Annotated in this window: 11 protein-coding genes and 3 tRNA genes; 9 read left to right on the top strand and 5 right to left on the bottom strand. The window is 63.3% G+C overall.

Annotated features, from left to right (window positions below):
- The first annotated feature begins 312 nt into the window (after window positions 1-312).
- Entirely contained in the window at window positions 313-1,656 is a 1,344-nt protein-coding gene (locus PG883_RS07920; RefSeq protein WP_039039328.1) for an APC family permease, read from the top strand.
- A 75-nt stretch (window positions 1,657-1,731) separates the two neighbouring features.
- On the opposite strand, the gene PG883_RS07915 is transcribed toward PG883_RS07920, so the two are convergent.
- Window positions 1,732-2,124 carry a hypothetical protein gene (locus tag PG883_RS07915; RefSeq protein WP_029314009.1) on the bottom strand — a complete coding sequence of 131 codons (393 nt, stop codon included), beginning with the start codon at window positions 2,122-2,124 and terminating at the stop codon, window positions 1,732-1,734.
- Window positions 2,125-2,375: 251 nt separating this feature from the next.
- Here PG883_RS07915 and PG883_RS07910 point away from each other — a divergent pair, with 251 nt between their 5' ends.
- From PG883_RS07910 to PG883_RS07895, 4 genes are all read left to right on the top strand, one after another.
- Entirely contained in the window at window positions 2,376-3,530 is a 1,155-nt protein-coding gene (locus tag PG883_RS07910) for a Na/Pi symporter (protein WP_049636607.1), read from the top strand.
- Between the two features lie 141 nt (window positions 3,531-3,671).
- Entirely contained in the window at window positions 3,672-4,142 is a 471-nt protein-coding gene (locus PG883_RS07905) for an FKBP-type peptidyl-prolyl cis-trans isomerase (protein ID WP_010673545.1), read from the top strand.
- Window positions 4,143-4,440: 298 nt separating this feature from the next.
- Entirely contained in the window at window positions 4,441-5,208 is a 768-nt protein-coding gene (locus PG883_RS07900; protein ID WP_128297545.1) for a DODA-type extradiol aromatic ring-opening family dioxygenase, read from the top strand.
- Window positions 5,209-5,351: 143 nt separating this feature from the next.
- Complete coding sequence (locus PG883_RS07895) at window positions 5,352-8,573, top strand: ATP-binding protein (RefSeq protein WP_270807060.1); 3,222 nt, start codon at window positions 5,352-5,354, stop codon at window positions 8,571-8,573.
- Between the two features lie 264 nt (window positions 8,574-8,837).
- On the opposite strand, the gene PG883_RS07890 is transcribed toward PG883_RS07895, so the two are convergent.
- Window positions 8,838-9,038 (bottom strand): YbfA family protein, encoded by a 201-nt coding sequence (locus PG883_RS07890; RefSeq protein ID WP_010673543.1) that lies wholly within the window; start codon window positions 9,036-9,038, stop codon window positions 8,838-8,840.
- A gap of 214 nt (window positions 9,039-9,252) precedes the next feature.
- Here PG883_RS07890 and PG883_RS07885 point away from each other — a divergent pair, with 214 nt between their 5' ends.
- Window positions 9,253-9,540 (top strand): hypothetical protein, encoded by a 288-nt coding sequence (locus tag PG883_RS07885; RefSeq protein WP_010673542.1) that lies wholly within the window; start codon window positions 9,253-9,255, stop codon window positions 9,538-9,540.
- A gap of 63 nt (window positions 9,541-9,603) precedes the next feature.
- Here PG883_RS07885 and PG883_RS07880 read toward each other — a convergent pair.
- A tRNA-Cys gene (locus PG883_RS07880) sits at window positions 9,604-9,677 on the bottom strand.
- Window positions 9,678-9,732: 55 nt separating this feature from the next.
- Window positions 9,733-9,808: transfer RNA gene (locus PG883_RS07875), tRNA-Gly, on the bottom strand.
- 249 nt (window positions 9,809-10,057) lie between these two features.
- Between PG883_RS07875 and PG883_RS07870 the strand changes: the two genes are divergently transcribed.
- The gene (locus PG883_RS07870; RefSeq protein WP_128296988.1) at window positions 10,058-13,495 is read left to right on the top strand and encodes a hybrid sensor histidine kinase/response regulator; all 3,438 of its coding nucleotides are present in this window, start codon (window positions 10,058-10,060) and stop codon (window positions 13,493-13,495) included.
- A 380-nt stretch (window positions 13,496-13,875) separates the two neighbouring features.
- Here PG883_RS07870 and PG883_RS07865 read toward each other — a convergent pair.
- Window positions 13,876-13,965: transfer RNA gene (locus tag PG883_RS07865), tRNA-Ser, on the bottom strand.
- 340 nt (window positions 13,966-14,305) lie between these two features.
- On the opposite strand from PG883_RS07865, the gene PG883_RS07860 reads away from it, so the two are divergent.
- Together PG883_RS07860 and PG883_RS07855 are read left to right on the top strand one after the other, a co-directional pair.
- Window positions 14,306-15,223 (top strand): L,D-transpeptidase family protein, encoded by a 918-nt coding sequence (locus PG883_RS07860; protein ID WP_125117417.1) that lies wholly within the window; start codon window positions 14,306-14,308, stop codon window positions 15,221-15,223.
- A gap of 13 nt (window positions 15,224-15,236) precedes the next feature.
- Window positions 15,237-16,229, top strand: coding sequence for a DUF481 domain-containing protein (locus PG883_RS07855; protein ID WP_125117418.1), 993 nt, complete (start codon window positions 15,237-15,239; stop codon window positions 16,227-16,229).
- Window positions 16,230-16,251 lie beyond the last annotated feature (22 nt).

Genomic DNA, 16,251 nt, shown 5'->3' with positions numbered 1-16,251 from the left:
CTCCCCTGAGGGCACAATACGGCGCCCCTTGAGAGCCGATGTTTCAACAACATCGGTTCTTTGCTTTTCTGGGGCACACCACCATTCACCAAGAGGCCGGCCATGTGCCGGAATTGATACCCAGATTGCCAAGCAATCTCCCGACGTTGTGAGGAAAAACATGGGGCATTTCACTGCTTTCCTGCCGGTCCCCGCCGGCGTGCGCCACGCATCTGTGCCACAGATGGGCGCCCCCTGTGTCCAGCGACGCGTTTCCGCGTCCCTGATCCCGTCCCATCTCGCCCACGGGGCCTGTGCAGAGGAGAAAGCGTGATGGCCGGTGCCAAGCTGCTCAAGACCCTCACCCTGTTCCAGGTCGTGGTGATGGGTCTGGCTTACCTCACGCCCATGGCGGTATTCGATACCTTCGCCATCGTCGGTGACATCACGGATGGTCGCGTGGCCACCGCCTACCTGCTGGCGCTCGGCGGCATCCTGCTGACCGCGTTCAGCTACGGCCACCTGGTGCGCCGCTTCCCGTCCGCAGGCTCCGCCTACACCTATGCCCAGAAGGTGTTCCACCCCTACGTGGGCTTCATGGTGGGCTGGTCTTCCCTGCTGGACTACATGTTCATGCCGATGATCAACATCCTGCTGGCCAAGATCTACCTGACCGCCATGTTCCCCACCGTGGAGCCTTGGATCTTCATCTTCGGTCTGGTGACCGTGATGACCTTCCTGAACCTGCGCGGCATCAAGCTGGTGGCGAACCTCAACGGCTTCATCGTCTTCATCCAGATCGCCATCATCGTCACCTTCCTCGGCCTCATCGCCTGGGGCCTGAGTCACGGTGAAGGGGCCGGCACCCTGATGAGCAGCCGTCCGTTCCATGTGGAGTCTGCCAGCATGCTGCCGCTGTTTACCGGCGCCACCATCCTCTGCTTCTCGTTCCTGGGCTTCGACGGCCTGAGCTCCCTCTCCGAAGAGACCCCGAATGCCGGCAAGGTGATCCCCCGCGCCATCGTGCTGACGGCCCTCATCGGCGGCATCATCTTCGTCACCGTCTCCTACAGCCTGCAGCTCTTCTTCCCGGATCTGGCCCGCTTCAAGGAGCCGGACGCCGTGCTGCCGGAGATCGCCCTCTACGTGGGTGGCACCCTGTTCCAGAGCGTGGTGCTGGTGTGCACCACCGCGGCCGTGCTCGCCTCCGGCATGGCGGCCCACGCCGGCGTGTCGCGCATCCTCTACGTGATGGGTCGCGATCGCATGATCCCGGAGCGGGTGTTCGGCTATATCCACCCCACCTGGCGCACCCCGGCCATCAACGTGCTGCTGGTGGGGGCCCTGGCCCTCTCCGCGGTCTCCTTCGATCTGGACATGGCCCTGGCCCTGGTGAACTTCGGCGCCCTGGTGGCCTTCACCTTCGTCAACCTCTCGGTGATCGGCCAGTTCTGGGTCCGCGAGAAGCGCAACAAGAGCCTCAAGGAGCACCTGCTGTTCCTGGTGCTGCCGCTGCTGGGGGCCGCCACCATCGGCGCCCTCTGGATCAACCTGGAGCAGAGCTCCCTGGAGCTTGGCCTCATCTGGGCGGGGATCGGGGTCACCTACCTCTTCCTGCGCCTCGCCGTGTTCCGCATCCCCTTCCGTCAGTACGAGGAAGCGGCCGACGGCCAGTAAGGCGGCACACACGCCCAAACAGAAGGGGAGCCCATGGCTCCCCTTCTTGCATTCAGACGTCCGGTGCGCGGACCCTCACCCCTGATTGAGCACGGCCGTGGCGGCCGCCTTGACCGGATCCCTGGTCACGGCGTTGACATCCTTGCGGGTCTGGTTGACCTTGTCCTGCGCCTGCTTCACACCGGCACTCTGCTTGTTCAGGGCCGCATTGGTGTGCTGCCTGGTCTCTTTCAGTCCCGCCGTCTTCTTGTCCAGCACGTCCGTGGTGTGTTTCTTCACCTCGGCATTGGCCTTCTCCTTCTGCTTGCGCACCAGCTTGTCGGCATCGCAGTTGCCCTTGACCCCCAGGGTGGCGTTCATCGCCTCGTTCCTGACCGCCTTGTCGAGGTTGCACTCGGACTTGAACACGCTGGCCTGCGCACCGGCAGACAGCAGACCCAGGGAGAGGCACAAAACCCATGCACGCATCATCACTTCCTCAGTTTCAAGACAGGAAAGTCCGGCAGCATATAACCCTGGGATCCCAGTGCAAGGGCGGGGGCCGGTGATGAGCCGGATGGCGTCATATCGGCGTTTGCTCCGACACCTTTTGTCTGCGACGCCCCCTGCCGCCCTGTCACCAAAGCATCATAAAAGTGTCACGTTGTCATATTTCTGTCATGGAGCCTTGTTGTAATGCGCCCGTCCATTTTCAACGCAGAACGACCCCAAGAGGCCATATGCACAGCACCGCATCTTCCGCACCCCAGCAGATCCGTCGTCCCGGCCCCCTGTTCAACTGGCTCGCGGTGATCACGCTGATCTACCTGATCCTGGTCGCCGTTGGCGCCGTCTCCCACGGCTTCAAGGGCTTCTCCGGCGGCGCCGAGGGCGCGGCCCAGATCTTCGCCTTTGCCAACAACCCCTTCGTCGCCCTGCTGCTCGGCATCCTGGCCACCGCCCTGGTGCAATCCTCCAGCACCGTCACCTCGGTGATCGTCGGCCTGGTGGCAGGGGGCCTGCCCATGGCCATGGCCATCCCCATGGTGATGGGGGCTAACCTCGGCACCACCATCACCAACACCATCGTCTCCCTGGGGCACATCCGGGACAGAGGCGAGTTTCGCCGCGCCTTCGCCGCCGCCACCGTGCACGACTTTTTCAACCTGCTGGCGGTCTTCATCTTCCTGCCCCTGGAGCTGATGTTCGGTCTGCTGCAAAAGAGTGCGGAAGGGATTGCCAGCCTGCTGCTGGGCTCCGCCGACATGTCGATGAAGGGGATGGATTTCATGAAGCCCCTCATCTCCCCGTCCCTGGATCTCATCGACGGTGCCGTCGCCTTCCTGCCGGGCAAGGGGGGCGCCATCGCCACCATTCTCATCGGGATTCTGCTCATCCTGTTCTGCGTCACCGCCCTTGGCAAGGTGCTGCAACAGGTCATGGTGGGCCGTGCCAAGGAGCTGCTGCACAAGGCCCTGGGCCGTGGCCCGCTCACCGGCATCGCCTCCGGCACCCTGGTCACCGTGATGGTGCAGTCCTCCTCCACCACCACCAGCCTGATGATCCCCCTGGCGGGAGGCGGCGTGTTCAACACCCGTCAGCTCTACCCCTTCACCCTGGGGGCCAACATCGGCACCACCATCACCGCCCTGCTGGCCGCCACCGCCATCAGCGGTGCCGGTGCCCAGCTCGCCCTGACCATCGCCCTGGTCCACGTGCTGTTCAACCTCTTCGCCGTGGTGCTCATCTACGGGGTGCCCTTCCTGCGGGAATTGCCCATCAAGGCCGCCGAAGCCCTGGCCCGGGTCGGCAGCGAGAACAAGCTGCTGGCGCTGGGTTACGTGGCCGGGCTCTTCTTCGCCCTGCCCGCCCTGATGATGGTGGCCGTCAAGTAACCCCGCGGCGGGGGCACTCAGCTGCCCCCGCCCCCTTACCCGCCAGGTCACATCCCGGGGCGCCTCCCCTCGCCCTCTCCCCCTGGCTGGGATAAGATGCCCCCTCACTCGCACTCTGATTTCAAGGAACAGGAAAACCCGATGAAATTCATTCTGATAGCCCTTCTTATCGCCGGCGCCGCCTACTACTTCTACTCCAGCAGCAACAACCGGAAGCTGGCCGAAGAGAACGTGCGCAAGGGGGCCGAGTTCCTCGCCAGCAACCAGGAAAAACCCCTGGTGACCACCACCGCCTCCGGCCTGCAGTACGAAGTGCTGACCCCGGGCACCGGTACCGTTCACCCCACCGCCACCAGCAAGGTGAAGGTGCACTACGAGGGCAAGCTGCTGGACGGCACCGTGTTCGACAGCTCCGTCGCCCGTGGCGAACCCATCGAGTTCGGCCTCAACCAGGTGATCAAGGGTTGGACCGAAGGGGTGCAACTGATGGTGGAAGGGGAGAAGACCCGCTTCTACATCCCCGCCAACCTGGCCTATGGCGACAGAGCCGCCGGCAAGATCCCGCCGGGCTCAGTCCTCATCTTCGACGTGGAGCTGCTGGGCATTCAATAAACCCGCCCGGGGCCCGCGTTGATCTTGGAGGCGGCGCTGCGGGGCATCCCGTCAGAGGCCACGTCCGACGGACCCTGATCACAACGCCGGCGCACTGCGCCGGCGTTGTCGTTTCTGCCCCGGTCTCCCTCGCCCTGATGCCAGACTATCAACCAAAAGTGAAGAGTGCTTATCCTTAAAGCCTGATTGTTAACCCATCAATAGGGGCAGATAATGACCACATCGTCAGCGGCATGTCGCCCTGGCCTCGGGTTGTCGGTGCGCCGCGCGCATCGGCACAACACATATGGAGTCTGTCATGTCTATCGCCCCTGTCTGGTTCATCTCCCACGGCGCCCCGGATCTGGTCCTGCGCGATCAGCCCGCGACCCGGTTCCTGAAGCAACTGCGCCTCGAGGGTGCCAGAGGGCTGGTGGTGATCTCGGCCCACTGGTTCAGCCGAAGCGAGCTGCAGATCAACGTCGAGCCCAGCCCGGCCCTGATGTACGACTTCTACGGCTTCCCCGAGCCCCTCTACCAGATCCGCTGGCCCGCGACGAGCCCGCAATGGTTGCAGGAAGCGGTGAGCGATCAGCTGCTGCTGGCCGGCCTGCCCGCCACCCCGGTGCGCCGCGAGCTGGATCACGGGGTCTGGTCCCCCCTCTCCCTGATGGATCCGGACAGTGAACTCCCCCTGGTGCAGATCGCCATCCCGGCCAACTTCACCCCGGCCCAGCTGTGGCAGCTGGGGGAGGCATTGCAGGGGCTGCGCGAGCAAGGGATCGGCATCCTCGCCTCCGGCGCCATCACCCACAACCTGCGTGCCCTCGGGCCGGACGGCTCGCCGGTTCCCCAGTGGGCGAGCCAGTTTGCCCGCTGGCTGGAGCAGACCATGGCAGAGGGAGACAGGGGGGCGCTGGAAGATTACCGGGCCCGGGCGCCGGGCGCGGTGGAATCCCATCCCCACGACGATCACCTGCGCCCCCTGTTTGTGGCGCTCGGCGCGGCGGGGGCCGACAGACCCCGAAAGCTGCACGACAGCTGGGATTACGGCAGCCTCTACATGGGGGCCTACCAGTTCGGTTGAGGGCGGGGCGGCCAGGCCGCCCTGCTTGACGTGCTCTCGCCGACGCGCGTGGAGAAATAGCGGACTCGTTATAGCCATTTTCCGGTAGAATGGCCGCCATTGGATGAGGCTTGGCAGGGATGGCTGTCGCGTCGGGTGGCTAGATGAACCTATATCGAACACTGATCCTGCTCTGTCTGCTCTGCCTTCAACCTGTGCAGGCCCTGACCCTGCACAGCCGCTACGATCCCGCCCCGCTGCCTCCCCGCTGGTCGGAGGCGGAGCTCGGATGGCTGCGCCAGCAGTCCCAACTGCGGGTCGGCATCCTGCAAGAGGACTACCGCCCCTTCACCATGATCGCTCGCCAGCGCGTCGAGGGGCTCAGTGCCGACTACATCGACCTGCTGGCCCGGATGCTGGACAAACCCGTTGCCCTGAGCGCCTTCCCCGACAAGGCGCACCTGCTCCGTGCCCTGGCACGGGGGGAGATACACCTCGCCAGCCTCGGCAATCTCACCCTGGCGGACAGTGACACCCGGGCGATCCGCCTGAGCAACCCCTATTTCAGCAGCCCCCTCGTCTTCTCCGTGCCCAGACGTTATCGGGGGGCACTGCTTACACCTGGACAGCGGGTGGCCGCCGTCCGGGATCAGATAGACAGGGCGCGCTTTGTCCGCTACTACCCCACTCTCACCCTGGTGACCTATCCCTCCAACATGGAGGCGTTCGATGCGGTCTTCTTCGGCCGCGACGACATCCTGCTGGGGGATGCCCACGCCACCCACTACCTCAACAGCGAGCGCTTCGACAACCTTCGCCAGCGGGGCGAGGCCCCGCCCGAGCTGGCGCCTGCCGAGTTCCGCTTTGCCGTCCCGGCCACCGAGCCCGCCCTGCTCAGCCTGGTCAACCGGGGGCTGGCGGCCATCGACGACCGGGCGCGCAACACCCTCTTCACCCAGTGGAACGGGCCCATCCGCGACATGAACGAGCGAAGCGCCGATCTCTATGATGCCGCCGAGCGGGCCTGGATGCGGCAAGCGCCCCCCATCAGGGTGTGGCTGATGGACAACCTCTACCCCTATGGCGCCCTGGATCATGACGGCCAGCTGGTCGGCATGACGGTGGACATGCTGGACAAGATCCGCACACGCACCGGCCTCACCTTCGAGTTCGTGCGGGCAGATTCCGAGCGTCAGCTGGCAAAAGCCATGCAGTCAGGCGCCATCGACCTCATCGGCGCCATCTCCCAGCAGGTGGCCGAACACTACGGGCTGCACACCTCGGTGCCCTACGCCACCGACAACATCTATGTGATCCTCACCCGCCAGGAGGAACAAGGGATCGACACCATCCGGAGTCTGGCGGGCAAGACGGTGGCGATGACGCACCATGTGCCCCTCGCACAGACACTCGAGGGCAGCCGCATCACCCAGGTGGAGAGTGCCGCAGAAGCGATGGAGGTGCTCGCCCAGGGACGGGTGGATGCCGCCATCGTGCCCCTCTATTTTGCCCGCCATGCGCTGGACAATGATCCCCAGAGCCCCCTGCGCATCGCCGGCCCCGCCGATGACGAGCCGATCCGGATGGGGTTTGCCAGCCTGCCCGGACAGGGGATGCTGATGGGGATCCTCGACAAGACCATCCTCGCCATCCCCCCCAACGAGCTCGCCATGATGAGTTACGAGTGGCGCAACCGCAAACTGCCGGTGCCCGGCTTCATGGATCGCCACGCCCACATCGTCTACCTGGTGTTCGTGGGGCTCCTCACCCTGGCGCTGGTGCTGCTCTATCGCAACCGCATGTTCAAGCGGATGGCCAGCGCCGAGCAGGCTTCCCGCCAGCAACTGGAGGCCCATGTCAGGTTCATCCGGGCACTGGGGGAGAGCCTGCCCCACCCCATCGTCGTGCGGGACAAGAGCGGCAAGGTGCTGCTGTGCAACAGCAAATACCTGACCCAGCTCGGCGCCGAGCCAAAGGCCATTCTGGGTCAGCCCTTCGCCCAGGGGCTGTCAGGGGTGCTCGATGCAGGCAGCATCGCCGTGCTGGAGCAGGACTTTGCCAGGGTATTGCAGGAGGGGCAGCCCATCTTTGCGGATCGCCTCTTCCATCACAGGGGAACCCAGAGCGACATCTATCACTGGATGGTGCCCTATTTCGACGGGGAGGGGGCCATCAGCGGGGTGATCGACGGCTGGATAGACATCACGGACCGCAAGCGGCTGGAAGAGGCGCTGCGCGAGGCCAAACAGCAGGCCGACAGCGCCAGCCGCGCCAAGAGCGACTTCCTCGCCACCATGAGCCACGAGATCCGCACCCCCATGAACGCCATCCTCGGCATGCTGGAGCTGGCCACCGAGGATCCCGCTCTCAGCCGTCACAGCGGCGAGCTGCTGCGCATCGCCGCCGACTCCGCCAACGGCCTGCTGGATCTGCTGGGGGACAGCCTGGATATCGCCTCCATAGAGGCGGGCCAGATGACCCTGACTCCCACCCCCTGCGATCTCGCTCCCCTGCTCTCGTCCGTCACCCGGGTCTTTGCGGGCATGGCCGAGCAGAAGGGGCTGCTCTATGAGGTCAGGCTGCCCGACACCCCCATGCCAAGGGTGCTGATCGATCCCCTTCGCCTGCGCCAGATCCTCTTCAATCTCATCGGCAACGCCATCAAGTTCACCGAGCAGGGCCGGGTCGCCATCACCGCCACCCTGACCGGGGGCGAGCAGCCTCCTGTGCTGCACCTCACCATCACCGACACCGGAGCCGGCATTCCCGCGGACAAGCTGCCCCGGCTCTTCACCCCCTTCTATCGCGCCCACGGCCAGGGCCAGTTCCCCGGCAGCGGGCTGGGCCTCAACATCGCCCGCATCCTGTGCCAGATGATGGGGGGGGAGATAGCCGTTCACAGCCAGGTCGGCGAAGGCACCCGGCTCGAGATAAGGCTGCCCCTCACGCTCGCCCAGCAACCCCCCGCCCCGATCACGGCAATGCCGGCGCCCCAGCCCCACCAGGTTCAACCCCTCCCCCATCGGCTGCATATCCTGGTGGTCGATGACAATCACGCCAACCAGATCCTGCTGCGCCAGCAGCTCAAGCACCTGGGACACGACGTCAGTGTGCGCAGCAATGGCCTGGAGGCCCTGCGCGCCCTCGCCAGCCACCCCTTCGATCTGGTCATCACCGACTGCCAGATGCCGGTGATGGACGGCTTCGAGCTGACCCGCAGCCTGCGTGCCCTTGGCCATGGCCTGCCCGTCTGGGGCTTCACCGCCCATGCCCAGCCTCGCGAGCGGGAGCTTTGCCTCGCCGCCGGCATGAACGACTGCCTGTTCAAGCCCATCGGCCTCGCCCGTCTGCGCGCGGCGCTGGCCACCCTTGGGCCTGCGCCCTGAGTACCGCCAGCCCTTCCTCCCGTCATGTCGCACGGGCGCGGCTGAGAATGCGGCTGAGAGTGCGGCATAAAGGGTCGCCCACAGAAACAAGAAACAAGAAACAAGAAACAAGAGACAACGTGGACCGGCCATGGATACAAGGCCGGTGGCGGTTCGAGACCCATAAAAAAACCGACACCAGGGTGTCGGTTTTTTTATATCGGGAGGTGCGCCCTGCCTGTCACGCCAGTCTGGCGCCGGGTGAAACGGGCGTCACGGGGAGGATCAGTAGAAGATCCGCTCCCCTCGCTCGCTCATCTTGAGCCAGACCGGCTTGGTGCTGGTCTTGCTCCAGATGCGGTGCAGGTAACTGTAGAAACGGGCGCGATCCCGGCGAAACAGCATCACCGGGAAGGCGAGCAGACCCGCCATCAGGACAAAGATGCGGCGAAGGATTATCTGAGTCAGGGAGAAGGGATGAAACATGATGTAACGCCTCACTGGTAAGACCACTGAACAAAGATTACGCCAATCATTGTAGGATTACTACACCGACAGCGCCATTTTTTGATAAAAAATGGCGCTAAAAGCCTAAAAATGAAACCGGGTTACATTCTTTAACTAAAAAACAACAAAGGTGGCAAAACGCGGCCCCTGTTCCAGAGTTAACGAGGACTGGACCAGAACGGGGGAACACAGGATGAAACTTGCAGATGCGGCGCTGCTGGGGGCATTGGGCGTGCTCGCCTGGAGCCAGTGGCAGGAGTGGCGGCTCAATCGTGACGATGCCATCGACATCCCCTATCACGGGGTCCCCACCGCCAGCCTGTGGCAATGCGGTTTGCTGATAAAGGAGATGGCCGCGCTGGCAGAACAGGGGGGCGAAGAGAGGTCCGGATCCAGGGGCGAGGCATTGGCCGAGATGGATCAGCATCTGCACAAGACGTGGCAACGGGAAGGTTGTTCACGGCTGACTGACATGCAATGAAGCATCATCCTGGGCCGCCATGGCGGATGGACAACGTCAGTGATGTGGATAACAGGGAGAAGATGGAGGCACGTTCCGGAGTCGAACCGGACTAAACGGATTTGCAATCCGCTGCATAACCGCTTTGCTAACGCGCCATGCTGACAAGGCATTGCCTTGAGAGTGATGTCCATGGTTGGTGCCATGGAGTATTGGAGCGGGAAACGAGACTCGAACTCGCGACCCCGACCTTGGCAAGGTCGTGCTCTACCAACTGAGCTATTCCCGCATTACTGCTTGCGTGCCAGTTGCCTGACAACGAGGCGCATTATACGTACCCCGAGCCCGGGCACAACCCTTTTTTCTCACTTTGAGCCCTTTCCCGTGCTGTTTGCTCACCCTTTAGACGCCTTGGTCGAAAATCCCCCCGCTCCCTGTGACCCGACGAGCGAATTTAAGATAAAGCCATTGAAATAGTTAGCCTTTAGTCAGAAACTCATCGCGCTTAGTAACTGGATTCTCAATTGAAAATCATGCGATGAAATGGAACTTCAGGCCTCGGGGGCTCAGACCGCAGCTGATGCTGGCTTTTTTCATGTTGGGCCTGGTGCCCTTCCTGGTCGTCACCCTGTTTTTCCTCTATAGCCACGGCAAGGATCTCACCACCCAGACCTCCAACCATCTGGTCTCGGTGCGCAACATCAAGAAAAACCAGCTGCAAGACTACTTCGGCAACCTCAAGGAGCAGATCATCAACTTCTCCCAGCAGGACTTTGCCGGCAACAGTATCGGTCGCTTCTACGGTTTCACCGGTGCCTTCGAGAAGCTCGGCACCACGCCGCAGGAGGCCCGTGCCCGCGCCCAGGCCCGCTATGTGCCGGGCTCCTGGGACAAGCTGCAACAACCTGACAGTCAGGTGGAGATAGAGCCCTCCATCAGCGCCCTCATCCTGGCGGACGAGATGTATGGCCGCGTCCACCAGCGCTTCCATCGCGGCTACGCCGACATGGTGCGCAAATCCAACTACAGCGACATCTTCCTGGTCGACCTCAACGGTGACGTGGTCTACTCGGTCACCAAGCAGGCCAACTTCGCCACCAACCTGCTCTCGGGCCCCTACCAGTCCAGCGGTCTTGGCAACACCTTCGCCAAGATCAAGCGCCGCCTCGATGGCGGCCAGAAGCCCCAGCAGATCTTCGAGTTCACCGATTTTGGCCGCAACGAGCTGACCGGCCAGGTGGTCGCCTACCTCGCCGCTCCCGTGATGCAGTACGACTATGTGCGCGGCGTGGTCATCTTCGAACTGCTGCCGGACAAGCTCAACCAGATCATGGCGGAGCGGGAGGGGCTCGGCGCCACCGGCGAGACCATTCTCATCGGCCCGGACAAGCGGATGCGCGCCAACGCCTGGCTCGCCCCCGAATTCAGCGTGGAGAACAGCTTCAGCCCCGACTTCCGACCGCTGCAGACCCCCCTCATCATCAAGGCCCTCTCCGGGGAGCAGGGGGTCGGCCCCTTCCTCTCCTACCACGATGACGAGGTGCTGGCCGCCTATACCCAGGTGAAGGTGTTCGATACCGAGTGGGCCTTCATCGCCGAGATCTCCACCAGCGAGGCCTATGCCCCCATCCGCCAGCTCGAGACCCTGGTGATCCTGCTGGGAGCTGGCTCACTGCTGCTGCTGATCCTCTTCTCCCGCTGGCTCTCCCACTCTATCACGGCGCCCCTGCGATCCCTCACCGCCGCCGCCGAACAGGTGGCGGACGGCGCCCTGGATCACCCCATCACCATCCCCCGCACCGACGATGACATCGACCGGCTGGCACAGGCATTTCGCCACATGCAGCGCTCGGTGAAGGACAAGATCGAGCTCATCGAACGCCAGACCCAGGAGCTGCAACAGCAGGTCAAGCTGACCCACAAGCAGAACCTCAGCCTGCAACAGGCGGACAAGCTCAAAGACGAACTCCTGGCCAACACCTCCCACGAGCTGCGCACCCCCATCCACGGCATCAAGGGGATGGCCGAGTCCATGCTCGCCAGCCAGCAGGACCTGACCGAAGGGCAGCAGAAACAACTCGGCCTCATCATCAAGAGCGCCGACGGTCTGGCCCGCCTCGTGGACGACTTGCTCGACTACCACCAGATGCGCTACGGCCAGCTGGAGATCCACCCCCAGCCGGTCTCCTCCAAGGGGGTCATCCGGCTGGTGCTGGATCTCTGCCAGCATCTGGTACAGGCCAAGCCCCTCACCCTGGTGGACAAGAGCCCCGCCGAACTGCCCCCTGTGCTGGCGGACGAGCAGCGCCTCGAGCAGGTGCTCTACAACCTGGTGGGCAACGCCATCAAGTACACCCCCCAGGGCAAGGTGGTGCTGAGCGCCCTGGTGGAGGGCAACTTCCTGCGCATCAAGGTGACCGACACCGGCATCGGCATCGCCAGGGACCATCTGGAGCACATCTTCGAGCCCCTGGTGCAGATGAGCCCGGAAGTGAGCAAGCAGGGAGCCGGCCTCGGTCTCTCTATCACCCGCCAGCTGGTGCACCTGATGGGGGGGGAGCTGTTCGTGGAGAGCGAGCCGAGCGTCGGCTCCACCTTCGCCTTCACCCTGCCGCTGGCCAGCGGCAAGGCGGGCAGTCTGACCCTCGACAGCCGCCAGATAGAGCACCAGCTGGTGCGCCAGCAACCCGTCATCCTGCCGGACTGGGAGAGCGAGGATCTGCCGCCCCCGCCGCAAGATGCCCCCGTCATCCTGGTGGTGGATGACGAGCCCATCAATTTGCACATACTGCGCCACCTGCTGCAGCCCTGCGGTTATCGCATCCTGCCCAGCAGCGACGGCCACGACGCCCTGACCAAGCTGGCTCAGGAGTCGGTGGATCTCATCCTGCTTGATGTGATGATGCCCACCCTCTCGGGCTTCGACGTCTGCCGCCGTCTGCGCCAGCAGCACCCCAAGGAGAAGCTGCCGGTGCTGCTGCTCACCGCCCTCAACCAGCCCAAGGAGATTGAAGAGGGTTTCAACGCCGGGGCCAACGACTATCTGGTGAAACCCTTCTGCAAGGAGGAGCTGTTCGCCCGGGTGAGGGCCCTGCTGGAGGCCAGCGCCGGGCGCGCCTCCCTGGTGGAGAACCGCCTGCTCAAACAGGAGATAGAGCACCGTCTGCTGCTCCAGGAGCAACTGCACCAGGATCAGGAGCGGCTCCTCGCCCTGCTTGGCGAGGGGGCCGACCCCATGGTCTTCCTCGATGAGCAAGGAGGGGTGCTGTTTGCTTCCCGGGCCCTGGCGCGCCTGCTGGGTCAGGAGCCGGAAGCCATGGAGGGGCAGATGCTGGACGAGTGGCTGGCCGCCCCGCTGGCAAGCCAGTGGCCCGACATGACCGCGCAGCCGGAGCGGGAGCTGGACTTCCTGGTGGCGGGCCAGCGAGACACCCTCAACGCCCGCGCCCTGCCCATCAACCTGGGGGGGCAGCACGCCTATGCGCTGACCCTTGGCACCGAACCGCGCCAGGACGACAATCGCATGGCTGCACTGGAGAACGCCCTCAAGAGCCTCTCTCGCCAGGCCATCATCGAGGATGGCCAGTTGCTGGGGGAACTGAGCCGGCTGGGAGGGGAGTTCAGGTCGCTGGCGGACGATCTCATTCGCCAGCAGGATGACGAACCTCTGCGCCGCGCCCTGGTGGACACCATGCGTCTCACCCTGGAGACCTGGCAGCAGAGCACCGGCAAGGGCAAGATAGTGCTGGCGGAGAAGAGCAAGCTGTGGCGGGTCTACATGGACCGCTCCAGTCCCCAGACCCGCACCCTCGACAAGTACCTGAACCTCGACACCCTGCCCAAGGCACCGCGCTGGAAGACGGTGGTGGCCAGCGCCGAGTACGTGCTCAAGCACTGCGCCCTGAACGAGGTGCAGCACCAGAGTCTGCACCAGAGCACCCAGCGCCTTCGCCAGCTCGCCAGCCGCAAGGCATGAGTCTCCAACCCGCAGCCACGTTGCTTTGATGATGGCTGCGGGATAGAAAACCAAGCACCAATAGCGAGCTCTGGACACATCGACTCGCAGGCTTTCTGCGCCTATCAGGGGGATCGCGATGGCTGAGCTCGCGGGGTCGGCCAGATGACCCTGCAGGTGCGGGCCCATTCCCCATCACCATGTTGGTGATGACCCCGGGAGACCTGACTGGGCCGGCAAGTGGCTAATCAGGTGAATGGACATTCGAGAGAATGGGGTAAGACTTCGCGACCCCGTGACCACAGGCCCCAAATCGGAAAAGACATTGGGAGATAGCTGAGCCGGGGAATGGACAGTAGAAATGACAAACCCGCGACGGGCGCGGGCTTGAGGGGAATAAATGGCGGAGAGACAGGGATTCGAACCCTGGGTGGCATTGCTGCCACAATTGATTTCGAGTCAATCCCGTTCGGCCACTCCGGCATCTCTCCACGGGCACTCATATTGACCCAACCCTAGCCGGGAAATCAATGTAAATCTCGTTGCAGATCAGACGACTGGCGATAAAACCGCCATCCGGCGATCCCGCCCCTCACAACACTAGTGACTTTCACCCTGCAGCGCCTCCTCGCTCACTGTCTCCACCCTGTACCCGGTTCCGGGCGGGTGAATACGGCGAGCCTGATGGGTCGGTGACACCCGGTGACGCGCTCGCCACCGCCCTCCCGGCAGTCATGGTGCCGGACTGGTAATCCCCGCGGGATTCGTTGACAATCTCTGCTCATTTTTTGGAAGGGAACCCGTCCCTCGCCCCAGCCGATAGGAACAACCATGCTCAACACTCGTATCGTCTCACTGTTGCTGGCCGCCGCCAGCCTCTGGGCCGCACCTGTCTGGTCCAACACCTATCCCCTGCCGCCAGCGGACAGCCGTCTCATCGGCGCCCTGGAAGATTACATCGTACAACCTGGCGATCATCTGGAACTGGTCGGCAAGCATACCCGGACAGGCTTTCTGGCACTGCTCGAAGCCAATCCCGGCGTAGACCCCTATCTGCCCACCCCGGGCACCCGGCTCACTCTGCCGACCCAGATGCTGCTGCCCGACGTGCCGCGAGAAGGCATCGTCATCAACCTGCCTGAACTTCGCCTCTACTACTTCCCCAAGGGCAAGCAGGAGGTGATGGTGCTGCCCATCGGGATCGGTGACATCGGCCGCGAGACGCCGGAGATGACCACCACCGTCATCGCGAAAAATCCCAACCCGACCTGGGTGCCCGGCCCCATGGTCCGCAAGTCCTGGCTGGAGCAGAAGGGGATCGATCTGCCCGCCGTGGTCCCCCCCGGCCCCGACAACCCCCTCGGCAAGTTCGCCATGCGTCTTGGCTATGGCAACAAGGACTACCTCATCCACGGCACCAACAAGGATTTCGGGGTCGGTCTGCGAGTCAGCGCGGGTTGTATCCGGCTGCGCCCGGATGACATCGAAACCCTGTTTGGTCTTGTTCCCGTCGGCACCCCGGTCCGGGTCATCAACCAGCCGGTCAAGATGGCGGTGGAACCCGACGGTCGTCGCTGGCTGGAGGTACACTCCCCCCTCTCCCGCACCGAAGCGGAGATGGCACAAGGGGCGCCGCTGGTGCTCTCCCCCGAAGCCGAGCAGTTCATCGCTGCCCCCGACATCGACAGTGCCCAGGTGACCGCCCTGCTCGAGCGCAAGAGCGGGCTGCCCAAACCCGTGAGCGGCTGAAGGCCTGACCACCATGAACAGAATCAGTCATGTGGTTTGCCTGTTGTTTCTGCTGCCTGGCTCCGCGGCGATGGCGGACATCCTCTGGATGCGCAACGGCGATCGTCTGAGCGGGACCATAGAGGAGATCACGGACGAGCAGATCCGCATCAAGCCCGCCTACAGTCAGGCCATGACGGTCCCGCGCCGCGCCATCAAACGATGGCGTCTGGACAAGCAGGAAAAACCCAAGCCGCTCACCAAGACGGGGATCCCCCTGCTGGACTCTCCTGACGAGGCCAATGCCTGGCTGCTGACAGGGAACGGGGATCTCAACATCAAGCTGAAGGAGAACACCAAGAAGACCAACAACGTCAATCTCAAGGTCTCCACCGAGTTTGCCAATCTGGACTGGCGTTACAGCCTGGATGGCGAGTACATCTACGAAACGGCGAACAACATCACCGACAGCCACGAATACAAGCTCAAACCCAAGCTCGACTTTTTCTTCGACGATCACTCGTTCCTTCGCTCTTCCGTCGACATCGATTACAACATGATCGATGCCGGCTATCTGGAGATTGACTATGCTTCCGGCCCCGGCTACCGCTTCTGGAATGACAGGCAACGCCGGCTGGAGCTCATTACACAGCTCGGTCTGGAGCGGGCCTATTTCAGGCCGGAGGTGTGGAGCAATTCCGACCTGTTTGACGACAGGATCATCAATTACCCCTTCGTCAGCCTGGGGTGGGACTACCGGCAGCCCTGGACCCTCTGGGAAGAAAAATTCGAGCTGTTTGGCAAGGGCAGTTATGAAAAATTCGTCGATCAACCCTCCCCCTACCTGACCAGAAAGCAGTCCGTCAGCGGCAGCCTGGGCCTCAGGTACTATTTCAACGATCACCTGCGCCTCTCCTGGTCAAGCGAACTGGATTGGGACGATGCCTGGCTCGACTACCACGGCCTGCACAGGGATGTGAGCGAGAAGGAGTGGCGTCACCTCATCACCCTGGGAGCGAGTTTCTGACCCGCCAGAAACGACACAGGCC

The sequence above is a fragment of the Aeromonas sp. QDB25 genome (assembly GCF_027707725.1).
Classification (GTDB): Bacteria; Pseudomonadota; Gammaproteobacteria; order Enterobacterales; family Aeromonadaceae; genus Aeromonas; species Aeromonas caviae.
The sequence above is the reverse complement of the archived record's forward strand: the minus strand, read 5'-3'. Positions and strand labels throughout refer to the sequence as shown.

Bases quoted from the DNA above. Each gene is read 5' to 3' on its own strand.
- PG883_RS07920 (WP_039039328.1), top strand. From the start codon at position 313: ATGGCCGGTGCCAAGCTGCTCAAGACCCTCACCCTGTTCCAGGTCGTG.
- PG883_RS07915 (WP_029314009.1), bottom strand. From the start codon at position 2,124: ATGCGTGCATGGGTTTTGTGCCTCTCCCTGGGTCTGCTGTCTGCCGGT.
- PG883_RS07910 (WP_049636607.1), top strand. From the start codon at position 2,376: ATGCACAGCACCGCATCTTCCGCACCCCAGCAGATCCGTCGTCCCGGC.
- PG883_RS07905 (WP_010673545.1), top strand. From the start codon at position 3,672: ATGAAATTCATTCTGATAGCCCTTCTTATCGCCGGCGCCGCCTACTAC.
- PG883_RS07900 (WP_128297545.1), top strand. From the start codon at position 4,441: ATGTCTATCGCCCCTGTCTGGTTCATCTCCCACGGCGCCCCGGATCTG.
- PG883_RS07895 (WP_270807060.1), top strand. From the start codon at position 5,352: ATGAACCTATATCGAACACTGATCCTGCTCTGTCTGCTCTGCCTTCAA.
- PG883_RS07890 (WP_010673543.1), bottom strand. From the start codon at position 9,038: ATGTTTCATCCCTTCTCCCTGACTCAGATAATCCTTCGCCGCATCTTT.
- PG883_RS07885 (WP_010673542.1), top strand. From the start codon at position 9,253: ATGAAACTTGCAGATGCGGCGCTGCTGGGGGCATTGGGCGTGCTCGCC.
- PG883_RS07870 (WP_128296988.1), top strand. From the start codon at position 10,058: ATGAAATGGAACTTCAGGCCTCGGGGGCTCAGACCGCAGCTGATGCTG.
- PG883_RS07860 (WP_125117417.1), top strand. From the start codon at position 14,306: ATGCTCAACACTCGTATCGTCTCACTGTTGCTGGCCGCCGCCAGCCTC.
- PG883_RS07855 (WP_125117418.1), top strand. From the start codon at position 15,237: ATGAACAGAATCAGTCATGTGGTTTGCCTGTTGTTTCTGCTGCCTGGC.